Origin of the sequence: Streptomyces avermitilis MA-4680 = NBRC 14893 (genome assembly GCF_000009765.2) — a bacterium.
In the GTDB taxonomy this organism is placed as follows: domain Bacteria; phylum Actinomycetota; class Actinomycetes; order Streptomycetales; family Streptomycetaceae; genus Streptomyces; species Streptomyces avermitilis.
Genome location: NC_003155.5, coordinates 1,940,537 through 1,954,716 on the forward strand (window position 1 = coordinate 1,940,537; position 14,180 = coordinate 1,954,716).

A 14,180-nucleotide genomic window follows, 5' to 3' on the forward strand; every position below is an offset into this window, starting at 1 on the left:
TCCCACCCATGACGAACCCAGCCGAGAGGCTCGTCGACCTGCTCGACCTGGAGCAGATCGAGGTCAACATCTTCCGTGGTCGCAGTCCGCAGGAGTCCCTCCAGCGGGTCTTCGGCGGCCAGGTGGCGGGCCAGGCCCTGGTGGCCGCCGGCCGCACCACGGAGGGCGACCGGCCGGTGCACTCGCTGCACGCGTACTTCCTGCGCCCGGGCATACCCGGCGTGCCCATCGTGTACCAGGTCGAACGGGTCCGCGACGGACGGTCCTTCACGACCCGCCGGGTCACCGCGGTGCAGCAGGGCCGCACGATCTTCAATCTGACCGCCTCCTTCCACAAGTCTGAAGAGGGGAGCTTCGAGCACCAGTTGCCGCCGGCCCGCGAGGTCCCGGAACCGGAGTCGCTGCCGACGGTGACGCAGGAGATCCAGGAGTATCTCGGCGCACTCCCCGAGACGTTGGAGCGCATGGCCCGACGTCAGCCCTTCGACATCCGCTATGTGGACCGGCTGCGCTGGACCGCCGAGGAGGTCAAGGACGCCGAGCCGCGCAGCGCGGTGTGGATGCGGGCCGTCGGCCCGCTGGGCGACGATCCGCTGGTGCACACCTGCGCGCTCACCTACGCGAGCGACATGACTCTTCTCGACGCCGTCCGCATCCCCGTCGAACCGCTGTGGGGTCCCCGCGGCTTCGACATGGCGTCGCTGGACCACGCCATGTGGTTCCACCGTCCGTTCCGCGCGGACGAGTGGTTCCTCTACGACCAGGAGTCGCCGATCGCGGTGGGCGGCCGCGGACTGGCCCGCGGACGCATCTACGACCTGGAGGGGCGCCTGCTCGTCTCGGTCGTCCAAGAGGGACTCTTCCGGCCGCTGTAGGGAAACAGCAGCGGACCTCCAGGGGGGCGGCCGCCGTCGCCGTGGACCAGCAGCGGACCTCAGGGGTTTCTGCGGCGCAGCCATCCGAACAAGCCACCCGATCGCTGCGCCTCCTCGCTCGCGCCTGCGAGATCCACGGCGGTCGTCGTCTCGGGCGGCCGCTCGTCGGGGACGCCCTGGGAAGGGCGCGGAGCCGGCCGGTGCTCCCGGGCTTCGGCGAGCGACTGGCTCAGGTCGGCCCGCAGCCAGCCGATCTCGTCGGGGGCGTCCGCCGTCATGATCCTCGCGGTGAGCACGGCTGCCGGGGAGTCGTGGGTGTCGTGGGCGGACCGCGCGGGCCTGAGCCGGTTCAGCAGGGCACGCTCGTAAGGGTCCTGGACGATCTCCGCGACTTGGGCGGGGTCGAGCAGCGATGCCACGACGGCGGCCTTCTCCCACGGATCCTCGGTCTGCCGCAGCTGGAATCCCAGGTGTCGCCCGCGCCAGTTGCGGGGCCGCAGATCCAGGCCCGCGTCGAGTTGATCGCGCAACCCTTCCGGAGTACGGCCGCTCAGCAGTCGGGTGTTCTCCTTTCCGGCGGCGAACTGCCGTAGCTCTTCGGCCAGATACAGCCAGACCACGGCCCTGTAGCGGTTGAGGTAGAACTTCACCGGGACCACCAGTCCCAGACGCGCGAAGCGGGTGAACCTGGCGGGCGTCACTCCCATGAGCGCCGCGCCGTCCCGGGTGCCCAAGACCGTGACGCGCTCCCGCAGTGCTTCGGGGAAGCCGTCTTCGTCTCGCACCCGGTCGATCTCCGCTCGGGCGACGCGCGGTCCTCCTCCCTTGTCGTCCGGGACCGTACGGACGTACCCGAGCTGTACGGCCAGCTCGAACTCGCCTCGCCTGAGCCCCAGTTCCCGCGCGGCTCGGGTGAGTGCGACGGGAGTCGACATGGCGGTCTTCGACCTGATGGTCCGTGACGGCGCGGTCTGTGACGGCACGGCCTGTGACGTGGCGGTCTGTGACGGCATGGTCTGTGACGTGGCGGTCTGTGACGTGGTGGATTGCGTGATCGTGTCTCCGGACATGGCGGTTCTCCCCCGTGGAGCCGGTTGCTCGCGCCGGTCTGCGCTCGCTTCGGAAAACCGTAGCCGGATCGCCGGATCTCCGTTCCGGCCTGTGGATAACTCCACCGGCGTCACCGTTTTCGCAGGTCAGAGATCTACGGTCGGCGTTTTCTTCTCCGGCTGGCGTGCGTCCACGCCGAGGTGCTCGCCGACACGGTTCACGAGCAGAGTCATCTCGTAGGCGACCTGCCCGATGTCCGCCTCGGCCGCGCTCAGCACGCTGAGACAGCTGCCTTCGCCCGCCGCGGTGACGAAGAGGACCGCGTCGTCGAACTCGATCATGGTCTGGCGCACGCGCCCGGCACCGAAGTGCCGGCCCGAGCCCTTGGCCAGGCTGTGCAGTCCCGACGAGATGGCCGCGAGATGCTCGGCGTCCTCGCGTCGCAGGCCCGTGCTCGCCCCGGTCACCAGTCCGTCGTTGGACAGCACCAGCGCGTGTCGCACATGTTCGACGCGCTCGGTCAAGTCGTCCAGCAGCCAGCCGAGCCCCGTGTTCTGCGCCATAGTCCTAGCTCCCCGTGTTGTCGCTCCCCCTGGCCGGAGGATCCGATCAGCCAGCCTTCCCCACCTCCACCGTGCGGGCAAGGAGGATGGGCGGCATGGCACAGAAGATGACCGAAGAGGAATGGCGGGCGTTCGTCTCGCACGGCACCCGTACCGGGAAACTGTCCACGGTGCGCGCCGACGGCAGGCCGCATGTGGCACCGATCTGGTTTCTGCTGGACGGGGACGACCTGGTGTTCAACACGGCGCGGGACAGCGTCAAGGGCCGGAATCTCGCCCGGGACGGCCGGGCCGCCCTGTGTGTCGACGAGGACCGGCCGCCGTTCGCCTTCGTCGTGTTCCAGGGGCAGGCCGAGCTGTCGGAGGACCTCGACGAGGTGCGCCTCTGGGCCACGCGACTCGGCGCCCGCTACATGGGCGAGGAGCGGGCCGAGGAGTTCGGCAGTCGCAACGGCGTGCCGGGGGAACTCCTCGTCCGCCTGCGGATCGACAAGGTGCTGGCGTACTCGGCGGTCGCCGACTAGCGCAAACGGATCCGGCTCGTCAGCCCACTGAGTCCAGCAGCCGGGCGGTGTGCATCCGCCCGGCGTACTCGACGAGCCGGATCAGCACCTCCTTGCCCGAGTCGCGGTCGCGGGCGTCACAGAGCACCACGGGCGTGCCCTGGTCGAGGTCGAGGGCACGCGACACGTCGTGGGCACCGTAGGTGCGGGCGCCCGCGAAGCAGTTGACGGCCACCACGAACGGGATGTGCCGGTGCTCGAAGTAGTCCACTGCCGGAAAGCAGTCCTCGAGCCGTCTGGTGTCCGCGAGGACGACCGCGCCGAGGGCGCCCTGCGACAGCTCGTCCCAGAGGAACCAGAACCGGTCCTGGCCCGGGGTGCCGAAGAGGTACAGGGAGAGGCCGGATCTGATGGTGATGCGGCCGAAGTCCATGGCGACAGTCGTGGTGACCTTCTGGTCCACTCCGTCGGTGTCGTCCACCGACTGCCCCGCCTCGCTCAGCAGTTCCTCGGTCCGCAGCGGCCTGATCTCACTGACCGCGCCCACCATGGTGGTCTTGCCCACGCCGAATCCGCCGGCGACCAGTATCTTCAACGCCAGGGCGGTCGTCTCGACATTCGTGGCGTCGGAGTTCTCGGAGACCATCGCTCACTTCTCTCGGGAGTTTGTCCATCGTCTACAGCGCCCTCAGGCCTGCGATGACTTCGCGCAGGATCCGCTCGTCGGGCAGTTGTGCGGGCGGCACCGGGCGGCTGACGGTGACACAGCCCAGCTCCAACAGGTCGCCGAGGAGGACCCTGACGACTCCCACGGGCAGGTCGGCGCCCGCGGCGAGTTCGGCGACGGACTGTGTCTCGACGCGGCACAGGTCGATGAGGGCGCGGTGCTCCGGGCCCAGTGACGTGTCGTCGTCGACGCGGGGCGCGGCCGTGTCGAGGGTGACGAGCGCGATGAGGTCGAAGCGCACCCCGGTGGGGCCGGGTTTGGTGCGGCCGCCCGTCATGGCGTAGGGGCGCACGAGTGGTCCGGCCTCGTTGTCGTACCACTGGCTGCCCGCTTGCAGCGCGGAGCCTGGCCTGTCCTCGGTCATCTGCGGCCGCCTTCGGTCGTCATCCGGCGGTGGGCGGCCGCGCGGCGATCCGCGCCGGTGTGTACAGGTGCTCGCCGACGCGCTTCACCAGCCGCGCCATCTCGTACGCCACCAGGCCGATGTCGGCCGTGACGGCGGTGAGGAGGGCGAGGCAGGAGCCGTCGCCCGCGGCCGCCACGAACAGGAAGCCGTCGTCCATCTCCACCATGGTCTGACGCACTCCGCCGGCGCCGAAGTGACGGCCGGTGCCCTTGGCCAGACTGTGAAAACCGGAGGCGACGGCCGCGAGGTGCTCCGCGTCCTCGCGCCTGAGGTCCGCGGAGGCGCCGACCGCGAGGCCGTCGTTCGACAGCACCACCGCGTGCCGTACCTCTGCCACCCGCAGGACCAAGTCGTCCAGCAGCCAGTCGAGTTCGCCGGGCCGCTGGTCGGCCTTCATGCCCGGGTCCTGGATCATGCGGGGTCTCCTTCGCTGCTGTCACCGGCGGGGCCGGCCGCACGGCCGGGTGAGCGGCCGCCGCCGCGCGCCCAGCCGTCCCGGTAGGCCGCCATGCGGTCCCGTACGAGTTCGGGGGTGCGCTCCTCGTCGTCCCGGACCCCGTGGGTGTGTGGCGCCGGTTCCTCGGGGCGCTGTCGGCGCAACTGGGGTGCGAGACTCGCCTGCCGTACCCGTCGCGGAAGGTCGTCCGAGCCTTCGGGGTCGTCCTGTTCCCCGGCCTCCGGGCCCTCCGCGTCCGGGGGGCGGTGCAGCCGTAGGGTGGCGACGCCGGGCGGCGGATTCTCGGGCGTGGTGTCCGGGGCTGCTTCCACGGCGGCGTGCACGGGGGGCACCAGTGCGGGTCGCCCGACCGCCTGCTGGACGGACTGGTGCGAGGCGGCGGCCACGCGCGCGTACGCGGGTTCCGCGTCCCGCCCGGTGTCGGCCGCACGGGGGACACGCTCCGCCGTGCCGCTGTGCAGCAGTGCGGTGGGCAGCAGCACGACGGCGGTGGTCCCGCCGTAGGGCGAGGTCCGCAGGTGCACCTTGATGCCGTGCCGGGCGGCGAGCCTGCTGACCACGAAGAGGCCGAGCCGGTCACTGTCGAAGAGGTCGAGGGCCTCGGACTGTTCGATACGGCGGTTGGCCTCGGCGAGTGTCTCCTTGCCCATGCCCAGTCCCCGGTCCTCGACCTCGACGGCGTATCCGTTGCCGACGGGTTCGCCGGTGACGCGCACGCGTGTGTGGGGCGGCGAGAACTGGGCGGCGTTCTCGACGATCTCGGCCATGAGGTGGGTGAGGTCGGCGACCGCGGCTCCGACGACGGAGGCCTCGGGAAGTTGTCGTACCTCCACGCGCGCGTAGTCCTCGACTTCGGACACGGCCGCGCGGACCACGTTCGTCAGCGAGACGGGCATGCGCCAGGCCCGGCCGGGTGCGGCCCCGGAGAGGATGATCAGGCTCTCCGCGTGGCGCCGCATGCGGGTGGTCAGGTGGTCGAGCCGGAAGAGGTCGCTCAGCTCGTTGGGGTCCTCCGACCTGCGTTCCATGCTGTCCAGCAGGCTGAGCTGCCGGTGCACCAGGATCTGACTGCGGCGGGCGAGGTTGACGAAGACTCCGGAGATGCCGCTGGCGAGTTCCGCGCGTTCGACGGCGGCGCGCAGCGCGGCGCGGTGCACGGTGCTCAGGGCTTCGGCGACCTGTCCGGTCTCGTCCTCGGCGGGCGGCCCCGGCGGGGCTTCGGCGCGAACGTCGATCTCTTCTCCGGCCCGCAACTTGCGCATGGCCTGCGGAAGTTTGCGGCGGGCGATCTCCAGGGCGCTGTTGCGGAGGCTGATCAGCTCGATGACGAGGCCGCGACCGATACGGACGGAGATGACCAGTGAAGCGGCCACGGCGGCGAGTCCGAAGAGGACAGCGGCGCCGGCCGGCGTGAGCAGGCCGCGGGTGAGGGGGTCGGCCCGGTCCGCGACGCCGCGTCCCGCGTCCGCCTCGATGGTCCGCATGCCCTCCTGCACGCGCGCGTGGGCCGGGTCCCAGGTGGCTTGCGGGGCGGCGGCGATCCGCCTGGCTCCGGGACGGTTGGCGAGCACCTTGTCCTCGGCGGTGCGTACGTCGGCGTACGCGCGCCCCGTCGCGACGCCTTGCCAGGCGGCTCGTTCGCGTTCGCTCAGGTCCGCGACCGCGGAGTCGGTCAGGGTACGCCGAGTGTCCACGGCGCCGGTGAACAGCCGCAGCCGTTCGCCGTCGAGGGTGCCCGCGAGCCGCGCGCTGGACAGCACCGCGTCCTCCTGGGCCAGCGCCTCGCCCGCACGGGAGAATTCGAGCAGTACGCGCGCGTCGGAGCCGAGATCGGCGTCCTGGATGCCGGTGAGCGCGCCGCCGACGCCGAAGGCCGCCGCGATCGTCCTGGTGTACTGCCCGAAGGTCTCGTCCCAGCGGGCCCGGCGTTCGAGCACCGCGCCGCGCAGGGAGCGCAGTTGCTCGGCTCCGCTGACGAAGGTCTCCAGGCGCCCGGGCACTTGGGCGGGGAGGTCGGCGCCGTCGGCGACGGTGTGGTGTCCGCCGAGCCGCAGCTTGTCCACCGCCCGGTCGGTGCGTGCCGCGAGCGTCCGGAAGCCGCTGTCCGGTTCTGCGGAGGGATCAATCACGTGGCGTACGGCGGCCGCGCGCTCGGCCTGGAGCGCGGCCACGGCGGCGGCGACCGGCGCTCGCACTGTCGTGTCGACCTGCTGGACCTGGCGCAGCCGTGCCACGTCCTGGGCCGTGCTGACAGTGGCGTACGCCCAGAGGGCGAGCAGCGAGACGACGGGCACCATCAACAGGCAGACGATCTTGGCCCGGACGGTCCGGGGACGCACGCCCCACCGTCCCGCGCCCACGGGTGAGTCGGCCGATGCGGCGGTGACGGTCTCGTCGGTCCCGGTGTCCTCGTCGGCGGGCTGGCCCGCGTGGGCGCGCCGGCCGCGCACCGGGGGCCGGGACGGCGGCTCGGCGCCGGCTGATGGGGTCCTACGGGATGTACGCATGGCCTCCTCGCTCGGAGTGGTTCGGGGCGCGCCGCCCGGGTCCTCGCCGGTCCCGGGCCGCCGCTAGCGGGCGACGCTCTCCACCGGCTGCTGGGCCGACGCGGATGCCTCGCGCTCTCCGGCGGTCGGCGACAGCGCGACGAACGCCGATGTCAGGAAGAGGTAGGACCCGAGGCCGACGGCGAGGGGGAAGATGAACTGCATCGCCGTGGCCCCGGGCAGGACCTCCCCGGCAGGGCTGACGCGCACGCGGACCGCGATCATTCCGGTGTAGTGCATGCTGCTCACCGCCACGCCCATGACGAGGGAGGCGACGGCGACGGCGATCGGCGACTGGATGTTGAGGGCCGCCCACAGGGCCGCGGTCGCCGCGACCACGGCGATCAGGACGGAGAGTCCGACGAGCACCGGGTCGTAGTGCACGACGCCGTGCAGCCGCAGCGCCGCCATGCCCAGGTAGTGCATGCTGGCGACGCCGAGACCGGTGGTGAGGCCCCCGAGGAAGAGCGCCCGGGCGCGGTCCCGGCCGTAGCCGACGGCGAAGACCCCGGTGCCGACGACGACCATGGCGACCAGCAGGCTGAGAATGGTCAGTGGCACGTTGTAGCGGATCTCGGTGCCGCTGACGCTGAAGCCGAGCATGGCCACGAAGTGCATGGTCCAGATGCCGGTGCCGATCGCGGAGGCCGCGGTGATCAGCCAGTTCCGGCGCGATCGCCCGGTGGCGCCGAGCGCGCGGACGGTGCAGCGCAGCCCGAGGGCTGCGCCGATGCAGGCCATCACATACGACAGCACGGGGGTCAGCCAGCCGAAGGCGGCGTGGTCCAGGTGTCCCATGGCCCAGGGACGCTAGTCCGCACAAGGGCGCACAAGGGGGGCGCATTTCGAAAGGTGTTGAAATATGACACAGAGAGGTACAGGAGCGACCGCCTCACGTTCGAACGTGCGCACAGCTTCGTACTCCGTGCCGGTGAGGGATCATGCGGTGCATGAGCGACGACCACACACACGTCCAGGAGTTCTTCGAGGCGCGGGCCGCCGACTGGGACAGCCGGTTCCCCGACGACGGGCCCGCGCACGCGGCCGCGGTCGCCGAGCTGGGGCTGCGCGAGGGCGACCGCGTGCTCGACGCGGGCTGCGGGACGGGACGCGCCCTGCCGTCGCTGCGTGCCGCCGTCGGGTCCTCCGGTGTGGTCGTCGGCGTCGATCTGACCCCGGCCATGCTGGCGGCCGCCGCACGGGCCGGCAGGGGACGCGACGGGCACCTCCTGCTCGCCGACGTGACCAGGCTGCCTCTGGGCACGGAATCACTCGACGCCGTGTTCGCGGCCGGTCTCATCGCCCATCTCCCCGAACCGGCGGAGAACCTGAGGGAGTTGGCGCGAGTGGTGCGAGCCGGCGGCACTCTCGCGCTCTTCCACCCGATCGGCCGGGCGGCGCTCGCGGCGCGCCAGGGGCGGCAGATCACCCCGGACGATCTTCGCGCGGAGGCCAACCTCGGCCCGCTGCTTGCCGGTTCCGGCTGGCGTATGACGTCGTACGTCGACGAGGACGCCCGGTTCCTGGCGCTGGCCGTACGCGTGAAGTGACACAGCCGTACGCGTGAGGTGACACATCAGGGCACGCCGACGACCTCTGCGGCAAAGGCGTCCGGGTTGTCGAACATGACGTTGTGGCCGGCGCCGGGCACGGTCACCACACGTACACCCGCCGCCTCCAGGTCCCGCCTGCCCTCGACTTCACCGCTCAGTTCGCCCTGGAGATAGACGCGGTCCGCGGTCATTCCTTCCAGGAGGCGGCGCATCGTGGGGGTCGTGCCGCGTGCGAGGTTCACCGCGGTGCGATGGAGGGCGCGCGGGTCGGCGAGTCGCATCGTCGCCGCCCAGGTGGGCCCGATCTTGTCCAGCACGCGCGCGTGGCCACCGTTGTCGACGTAGTCGGCCTCCTCGTACGAGGCGATGCCACTGCTGCCGGCCTTGACGGGAGGGTACGGATCGAGGTTGGCCTCGGACAGCACCAGTCGCGAGACGAGACCGGGTCGCCGGTGGGCCAGCACGATGGCGACCGCCCCGCCCATGCTGTGGGCGACGATCTCCGCCCCGCTCACCCCGGCCTCGTCCAGCGCGGCGGAGAGCGCGTCCGCGTGGTCCTCCAGGGTGTAGCCGTAGTCCGCGGGCCGGTCGCTGATGCCGTGTCCCGGGAGATCCACGAACAGCGTGCGGCGGCCGGCCATTTCGGGCCGCGCCGCGATGTGCGCGTGGTACACCGTCGAGGCCGAGCCCAGCCCGTGCACGTACACGCGTGCCGGTTCGAAGCCCGGCGTCTCCGTCCACCGGATCATGCTTCCCCTGCCGTCGAACTCAGCCTGCTTCATCGCCCTCTCCTTGCTTCCGCCATCGATTCCGTCGCCTTCAAGAGAGTACATCGGTTCCGATGTATAGATAGACCGATGTAGAGAAAAAGTGATGTAGGGAGGGAGCGATGTACAGCGAGAGTGAGGCAGAATGCGCAGCATGCTGGAGTTGGCCATCCTCGGATTTCTGTACGACGCGCCGCTGCACGGCTACGAGCTGCGCAAACGCATCACGGCCCTGACGGGGCACGTGCGACCCATCGCCGAGAGCACGCTGTATCCCGCGATCAAGCGGCTGGAGACGGCCGGTCTGCTGAAGCGGGCGACGGAGCCGGGCTCCGTGGCGGCCCCGCGTCACGTCCTCACACTCACCGAGGACGGCAGGCGCGAGCTGCGCCGGCGGCTGGCGGAACCGGTTCAGCGCGACATCACCGACGAGAACCGCTGGTTCACGGTGCTCGCCTTCCTCAGGCACCTGGCCGACCCCACGGCTCAGGCCGCCGTCCTGCGGCGCCGACTGGCCTTCCTGGAGGAACCCGCGAGCTTCTTCTACGAGGGCGACCGGCCGCTGCGCGCGGAGGAACTCGACGACCCCTTCCGGCGCGGCATTCTCACCATCGCGCGGGCCACGAGCCGGGCCGAGCTGGACTGGCTGCGGACCACGATCGGCTCACTCGACGGGAGCGGTGGCTGACGTCCCCGAGTGCCGGACCGGACAGCCCCTCACCCCCGGCACCGGAGTGGTGCCGAGCTCGCCGACGCGGTAGCCGTTCGGATAGCCCTTGACCTCCCAGTTGCGCCGCGCGAAGTGCGGCGCCCGGCGCGGCGGCAGCAGACGCACCATCCGGCCCCGTGCCCGCACCGCGCGGCGCACCAACGCACGGGTGGCGGCGCCCGGCGGCTCGTACCGGAAGGCCCGCAGGAGCGGTTCGTCGAGCAGGGCGAACGTGGAGGTGCGCAACAGCGGCGCGAGAGGGCCGGGATACCAGGAGGTCATCAGGCCCAGCGTCGCGTCGGCGACCCGGCGCGCATCCGCGTCCCAGGCGAAATGGGCCTCTTCGTAGGTGTCGAGACAGTCCTCGAACTCCTCGTAGGTCCCTGGGATGTCCTTGATGCCCATGTGCCGCCCCAGAGTGCGGTAGTACACGGTGGTGGCGACGACCTCGTGCCGGGAGAGCCTGCGCCAGGCGTAGGCGTCGACCCACCGTCTGGGCATCACCACGAACGTGGACAGCACGTACCGCATGTCGTCGTTGCTGATGTCGTAGCTGCGGTGCATCTGGTTGATCCGGCGGATCGCGCTGCGCCCTTCCGCACCGTCGAAGCCGTGCTCGACGACGGCGTCGAGAAGCAGCGCGGTGTCGTCGTAGCGCTTCTGTGTGCGGTCCGTGAGTTCGGCCGTCTCGGCGAGCAGCCGCCCGATGCTCGGGACGGCGTACGTGCGGTACAGCGCCAGCTCCAGAGCCCGGGTGAAGTCCCATGGGAACTCGTAGGCCGCGGTCAGCCGGTAGATCTTCAGCGCGTCCTTCTCCGGGTCCATCCGACGGATCTGTTCGAGCCGCTCGAAGCGCTTCACCGTGCCGTCCCCCTTCTACCGACGAAGCTCCAACTTTACGGTGAACAGCGTCAGATGGGTGAGGGGCGACGTCAGTCGCACAGGGGGAAGGCGGCACAGATGTTCGGCAGACTCCGCACGTCCTTCAGCAGGTTTCGCAACTCCATGCGTGTGGAGGCGGCCCCGCGCGGGGGCAAGCAGAACCACAACCTGTTCGAAGCGGCCGCCGCCTATGTGGCCGCGTGCGCCGAGGACGACCAGGAGCGGATGGACGAGGCCGCGACCTGGGTGTCGCCCGAGGCGCTGTCGTTCGGGGTGAGCGAGCTGGCGTGCCGGGCCGTCATCGCGCTCGCGCGGGAACGCGACGAGTCGTCGCGGACCGTGGCGCGGACCCTCCTCGGGCTGCCCATGGCCTGACACCGTGGACGTAATGGCCGATTCGCCCCCGTCCGGCCGGATATTCACCCCTGTCCGGCCGGATATCTGCAGCTCCAGGTGTGCTTCGCAGTCGTGACAACCGGCTTCGGGTCGCATTAGGGTGCGCCGACGGACCAAGCGATGGGGAGGGTGGAATGGCCGGGACGGACGAAGAGACCGTCGCCGCCCAGGACGACGCGCTGTATGTGCTGACGGCGGTGCTGTTGACGCCCGCGAAGTTTCCCAGCGTGTTGGGTGACGACTATCCGGAAGCCTGCGCGGCGCTCGGTCTGGCGCCGCTCGCCGACGGGTACGGCCTCGTGCTCGGCCAGGACGGAGATGGCGCGCGGTGGACCGTCGTCATCGACGATGTGTCGCTGGTGGCCGTGGCCATCGCGTCATGGGACTGCGGCATGGAGTACGACCTGTCGCCCGAGGAGCACACGGTCGTCGCCGCGCTGCCCGGCTGGCCCCTGGCGGTCGCCGTCGCGGCCCCCGGTGTGCCGGCTCCGCATGATCCCTCGCCCGAGGTCACGGATCTCGAGCCGCTGCGTCCGCCGGACTGCGAGACCTGGGGTTCCGCGCAGCGGCGCCTGGGTGCGGACGAGATCGCGCTCCAGTGGGCGACCTGGCGGGGGCAGATCGGCGACGACTACTTCACGAACCGGAACGGCGAAGCGTCGGCCGAGGAACCCGTGAAAGCCGACGACGGTGACGGCAACAACGAGAACGACGCCGGCGACGACAACGTCGACAGCCGGAACACGCCGCGTCGCGGCATCCGCCGTGTCCTCGCGGAGGCGCGCTCGTACGTGGACACTCCGCCGCCGCTGGGCCGTGTCCGGTCCTCCTTCGCGCCCGGCGACGCCCGCACCCTGCGTGCGGACGGGCCCGGCTGGTCCATCGTGGCCCGGACGGACGACATCGCGTTCGTCCTGCTCGACGAGGAGCCCGGAGAGGTCCTTCCGGTGGGCCGTGGTCCCGAGCTGCCCGGCCTTCTGGAGGCACTCGACAAGATGGCGGTCCGCCCGGCCTGATCCGGGTGGACGGGTCGGCACGCGTCGCAAGGCGCCGCCCGCAGGACGGGCTGCCGGCAGGCCCGCGGGCGGCGATACGGTCGGCGCCCGTGCGCCGACGGGCTACGCACCGGGCGGACGAGTGCTCAGCGGCCGAGTTCCTTGCGCGTGACACGGCGCAGCCTGCGCCGCTGTGCGGGGTCCAGTGCCAGATACGCGGCGGCCGGCACTCCCAGGATGATCAGGAGGGCGGCCCACCAGGGAAGCCAGATCCACAGGATGAGCCCGACCACCACACCGCCGGTGGCGATCTTCGCGTTCTTCGACATGTATGTCGCCTCCTTCGCGGCCACTGCCGCTCTCTGTCCTGAGAACGGGTGCATGCTGCGCGCGGTTCCAGCTCGCGACCCTGATACAACCCTGAGAAACCTCGGCCTCCGGCTCTCGAAGGCCTCATGGGTACTGGCTCCGCAGAGGCTCGCCCACCTCGCGCATGTGGCGCAGGGCCTGCCGGTAGGAGTCGACGAGCCCGGCCTCCACGTAGGAGATACCCGTTTCGCGGCAGTGGGCGCGTACCAGGGGCTGGGCGAGGCGCAAGTGGGGGCGGGGCATGCTCGGGAACAGATGGTGCTCGATCTGGTAGTTGAGTCCGCCGAGGAACCAGTCGGTCAGCGGACCGCCCCGGACGTTGCGCGAGGTGAGGACCTGTCGGCGCAGGTGGCCCAAGCGTGTGGCGTCGGGGTCGGGCATTTCCATGCCCTTGTGGTTGGGTGCGAAGGACAGGCCCAGGTGGAGACCGAAGAGTGCCTGATGGACGGCGGCGAAGGCGAGGGCCTTGCCGGGGGACATGGAGACGAGCAGCAGGCAGGCGTAGCCGATGACGTGCGAGACCAGGAGCAGGGCCTCCACCGTCCGTTCGCGCGGCGGCTGACGGCGCAGGTCCTGGAAGCCGGACACCTTGAGGGCAATGCCTTCGAGGAGGGTGAGCGGGAAGAACAGCCAGGCCTGGTTGCGGGTGAGCCAGCGTCGGAAGCCCACCCGTTCCCTCGCCTGCTCACTGGTGAAGACCAGGACGTCGGCGGCGACGTCGGGGTCCTTGTCGATGTGGTTGGGGTTGGCGTGGTGACGGTTGTGCTTGTCGTTCCACCACGCATAGCTCATGCCGAGGAGAAGGTTGCCGTGGATCAGTCCGATGAGGCGGCTGACGGACTTGTCGCCGGTGATCTGGGAGTGACCGGCGTCGTGACCTATGAACGCGGTGCGCGTGGAGAGCACGGCGAGCACCGGGGCGAGGAGCAGCACCCACCAGGAGGTACCCATCAGCAGGACGCCCGTCACGACCGACGCCAGGGCCAGGGCGTTCAGGGCGATCTCGCGCGCGTACCAGCCGTGTCGCCGCTCCAGCAGGCCCTGCCCCTTCACGGTGCGCAACAGGGGCGCGAATTCACTGCCCGCGTGCTGTCCGGAGAGTGTGCCCGGAGGTGGCTCCGTGGCGACTGCTGCGATGTGGGGCATGGTGGGACTCCGGTCTCTCGGACAACGAGCTGACCTGATGAAACGTAGGGACAAGCGGCCGCCGGCGACCATGGCGCCACCACCCGTGTGCGTACCGGGATCTCCCCCGGCCCTTCAGGGGGGTTGACTCCACCCCCCTCCGCCCCCAACGCCAAGTGACTGCCTTCACCGCACCGGTGCCCACGCCGCGCCTGTGGAGTGCTGTACTCTCGACCACCCTGACTCAGTAGTCAAAT

At 70.7% G+C, this 14,180-nt stretch carries 17 protein-coding genes; 6 read left to right on the forward strand and 11 right to left on the reverse strand.

Annotated features, from left to right (window positions below):
* Positions 1-8 precede the first annotated feature (8 nt).
* Positions 9-875, forward strand: a complete 867-nt coding sequence (locus SAVERM_RS08350) for an acyl-CoA thioesterase (RefSeq protein WP_010983014.1) — start codon at positions 9-11, stop codon at positions 873-875.
* A 59-nt stretch (positions 876-934) separates the two neighbouring features.
* On the opposite strand, the gene SAVERM_RS08355 is transcribed toward SAVERM_RS08350, so the two are convergent.
* Positions 935-1,810: a DUF6397 family protein gene (locus tag SAVERM_RS08355; protein ID WP_042494288.1), complete on the reverse strand. Its 876-nt coding sequence runs from the start codon at positions 1,808-1,810 to the stop codon at positions 935-937.
* A gap of 261 nt (positions 1,811-2,071) precedes the next feature.
* Positions 2,072-2,488, reverse strand: coding sequence for a roadblock/LC7 domain-containing protein (locus tag SAVERM_RS08360; protein ID WP_010983016.1), 417 nt, complete (start codon positions 2,486-2,488; stop codon positions 2,072-2,074).
* Between the two features lie 95 nt (positions 2,489-2,583).
* Here SAVERM_RS08360 and SAVERM_RS08365 point away from each other — a divergent pair, with 95 nt between their 5' ends.
* The gene (locus tag SAVERM_RS08365) at positions 2,584-3,012 is read left to right on the forward strand and encodes a PPOX class F420-dependent oxidoreductase (RefSeq protein WP_037646191.1); all 429 of its coding nucleotides are present in this window, start codon (positions 2,584-2,586) and stop codon (positions 3,010-3,012) included.
* 19 nt (positions 3,013-3,031) lie between these two features.
* Here SAVERM_RS08365 and SAVERM_RS08370 read toward each other — a convergent pair whose 3' ends face one another.
* The 5 genes from SAVERM_RS08370 to SAVERM_RS08390 form a co-directional block, all read right to left on the reverse strand.
* Positions 3,032-3,637: a GTP-binding protein gene (locus SAVERM_RS08370; RefSeq protein ID WP_010983018.1), complete on the reverse strand. Its 606-nt coding sequence runs from the start codon at positions 3,635-3,637 to the stop codon at positions 3,032-3,034.
* Between the two features lie 31 nt (positions 3,638-3,668).
* Entirely contained in the window at positions 3,669-4,082 is a 414-nt protein-coding gene (locus tag SAVERM_RS08375) for a DUF742 domain-containing protein (RefSeq protein ID WP_010983019.1), read from the reverse strand.
* A 19-nt stretch (positions 4,083-4,101) separates the two neighbouring features.
* Complete coding sequence (locus tag SAVERM_RS08380; RefSeq protein WP_010983020.1) at positions 4,102-4,539, reverse strand: roadblock/LC7 domain-containing protein; 438 nt, start codon at positions 4,537-4,539, stop codon at positions 4,102-4,104.
* Complete coding sequence (locus SAVERM_RS08385; RefSeq protein WP_010983021.1) at positions 4,536-7,088, reverse strand: sensor histidine kinase; 2,553 nt, start codon at positions 7,086-7,088, stop codon at positions 4,536-4,538. Before SAVERM_RS08385 ends, SAVERM_RS08380 begins: the two co-directional genes overlap by 4 nt.
* A gap of 63 nt (positions 7,089-7,151) precedes the next feature.
* Complete coding sequence (locus tag SAVERM_RS08390; protein ID WP_037645905.1) at positions 7,152-7,925, reverse strand: MHYT domain-containing protein; 774 nt, start codon at positions 7,923-7,925, stop codon at positions 7,152-7,154.
* A gap of 152 nt (positions 7,926-8,077) precedes the next feature.
* Here SAVERM_RS08390 and SAVERM_RS08395 point away from each other — a divergent pair, with 152 nt between their 5' ends.
* Positions 8,078-8,677 (forward strand): class I SAM-dependent methyltransferase, encoded by a 600-nt coding sequence (locus tag SAVERM_RS08395; protein ID WP_037645903.1) that lies wholly within the window; start codon positions 8,078-8,080, stop codon positions 8,675-8,677.
* Between the two features lie 26 nt (positions 8,678-8,703).
* Here SAVERM_RS08395 and SAVERM_RS08400 read toward each other — a convergent pair whose 3' ends face one another.
* On the reverse strand, positions 8,704-9,462 hold the full coding sequence (locus SAVERM_RS08400; RefSeq protein ID WP_010983024.1) for an alpha/beta fold hydrolase: 759 nt from the start codon (positions 9,460-9,462) through the stop codon (positions 8,704-8,706).
* A 139-nt stretch (positions 9,463-9,601) separates the two neighbouring features.
* Here SAVERM_RS08400 and SAVERM_RS08405 point away from each other — a divergent pair, with 139 nt between their 5' ends.
* Positions 9,602-10,135, forward strand: a complete 534-nt coding sequence (locus tag SAVERM_RS08405; RefSeq protein WP_037646190.1) for a PadR family transcriptional regulator — start codon at positions 9,602-9,604, stop codon at positions 10,133-10,135.
* Here the strand turns inward: SAVERM_RS08405 and SAVERM_RS08410 are convergent.
* A complete protein-coding gene (locus SAVERM_RS08410) occupies positions 10,112-11,017 on the reverse strand; it encodes an oxygenase MpaB family protein (protein WP_010983026.1) in 906 nt (301 codons plus the stop codon). The two genes, SAVERM_RS08405 and SAVERM_RS08410, sit on opposite strands and share 24 nt — an antisense overlap.
* A 99-nt stretch (positions 11,018-11,116) precedes the next feature.
* On the opposite strand from SAVERM_RS08410, the gene SAVERM_RS08415 reads away from it, so the two are divergent.
* Both SAVERM_RS08415 and SAVERM_RS08420 read left to right on the forward strand, forming a co-directional pair.
* The gene (locus SAVERM_RS08415) at positions 11,117-11,413 is read left to right on the forward strand and encodes a hypothetical protein (protein ID WP_037645902.1); all 297 of its coding nucleotides are present in this window, start codon (positions 11,117-11,119) and stop codon (positions 11,411-11,413) included.
* Positions 11,414-11,568: 155 nt separating this feature from the next.
* The gene (locus SAVERM_RS08420; RefSeq protein ID WP_010983028.1) at positions 11,569-12,450 is read left to right on the forward strand and encodes a hypothetical protein; all 882 of its coding nucleotides are present in this window, start codon (positions 11,569-11,571) and stop codon (positions 12,448-12,450) included.
* A gap of 125 nt (positions 12,451-12,575) precedes the next feature.
* Here SAVERM_RS08420 and SAVERM_RS08425 read toward each other — a convergent pair whose 3' ends face one another.
* Both SAVERM_RS08425 and SAVERM_RS08430 read right to left on the reverse strand, forming a co-directional pair.
* Entirely contained in the window at positions 12,576-12,758 is a 183-nt protein-coding gene (locus SAVERM_RS08425; RefSeq protein ID WP_037646188.1) for a hypothetical protein, read from the reverse strand.
* A gap of 124 nt (positions 12,759-12,882) precedes the next feature.
* Complete coding sequence (locus SAVERM_RS08430; RefSeq protein ID WP_010983030.1) at positions 12,883-13,944, reverse strand: acyl-CoA desaturase; 1,062 nt, start codon at positions 13,942-13,944, stop codon at positions 12,883-12,885.
* Between the last annotated feature and the right edge of the window lie 236 nt (positions 13,945-14,180).

What these genes read in the sequence shown, in the direction of transcription:
- SAVERM_RS08350 (WP_010983014.1), top strand. Translation starts at nt 9, where the DNA reads ATGACGAACCCAGCCGAGAGGCTCGTCGACCTGCTCGACCTGGAGCAG.
- SAVERM_RS08355 (WP_042494288.1), bottom strand. Translation starts at nt 1,810, where the DNA reads ATGTCGACTCCCGTCGCACTCACCCGAGCCGCGCGGGAACTGGGGCTC.
- SAVERM_RS08360 (WP_010983016.1), bottom strand. Translation starts at nt 2,488, where the DNA reads ATGGCGCAGAACACGGGGCTCGGCTGGCTGCTGGACGACTTGACCGAG.
- SAVERM_RS08365 (WP_037646191.1), top strand. Translation starts at nt 2,584, where the DNA reads ATGGCACAGAAGATGACCGAAGAGGAATGGCGGGCGTTCGTCTCGCAC.
- SAVERM_RS08370 (WP_010983018.1), bottom strand. Translation starts at nt 3,637, where the DNA reads ATGGTCTCCGAGAACTCCGACGCCACGAATGTCGAGACGACCGCCCTG.
- SAVERM_RS08375 (WP_010983019.1), bottom strand. Translation starts at nt 4,082, where the DNA reads ATGACCGAGGACAGGCCAGGCTCCGCGCTGCAAGCGGGCAGCCAGTGG.
- SAVERM_RS08380 (WP_010983020.1), bottom strand. Translation starts at nt 4,539, where the DNA reads ATGATCCAGGACCCGGGCATGAAGGCCGACCAGCGGCCCGGCGAACTC.
- SAVERM_RS08385 (WP_010983021.1), bottom strand. Translation starts at nt 7,088, where the DNA reads ATGCGTACATCCCGTAGGACCCCATCAGCCGGCGCCGAGCCGCCGTCC.
- SAVERM_RS08390 (WP_037645905.1), bottom strand. Translation starts at nt 7,925, where the DNA reads ATGGGACACCTGGACCACGCCGCCTTCGGCTGGCTGACCCCCGTGCTG.
- SAVERM_RS08395 (WP_037645903.1), top strand. Translation starts at nt 8,078, where the DNA reads ATGAGCGACGACCACACACACGTCCAGGAGTTCTTCGAGGCGCGGGCC.
- SAVERM_RS08400 (WP_010983024.1), bottom strand. Translation starts at nt 9,462, where the DNA reads ATGAAGCAGGCTGAGTTCGACGGCAGGGGAAGCATGATCCGGTGGACG.
- SAVERM_RS08405 (WP_037646190.1), top strand. Translation starts at nt 9,602, where the DNA reads ATGCTGGAGTTGGCCATCCTCGGATTTCTGTACGACGCGCCGCTGCAC.
- SAVERM_RS08415 (WP_037645902.1), top strand. Translation starts at nt 11,117, where the DNA reads ATGTTCGGCAGACTCCGCACGTCCTTCAGCAGGTTTCGCAACTCCATG.
- SAVERM_RS08420 (WP_010983028.1), top strand. Translation starts at nt 11,569, where the DNA reads ATGGCCGGGACGGACGAAGAGACCGTCGCCGCCCAGGACGACGCGCTG.
- SAVERM_RS08425 (WP_037646188.1), bottom strand. Translation starts at nt 12,758, where the DNA reads ATGTCGAAGAACGCGAAGATCGCCACCGGCGGTGTGGTGGTCGGGCTC.
- SAVERM_RS08430 (WP_010983030.1), bottom strand. Translation starts at nt 13,944, where the DNA reads ATGCCCCACATCGCAGCAGTCGCCACGGAGCCACCTCCGGGCACACTC.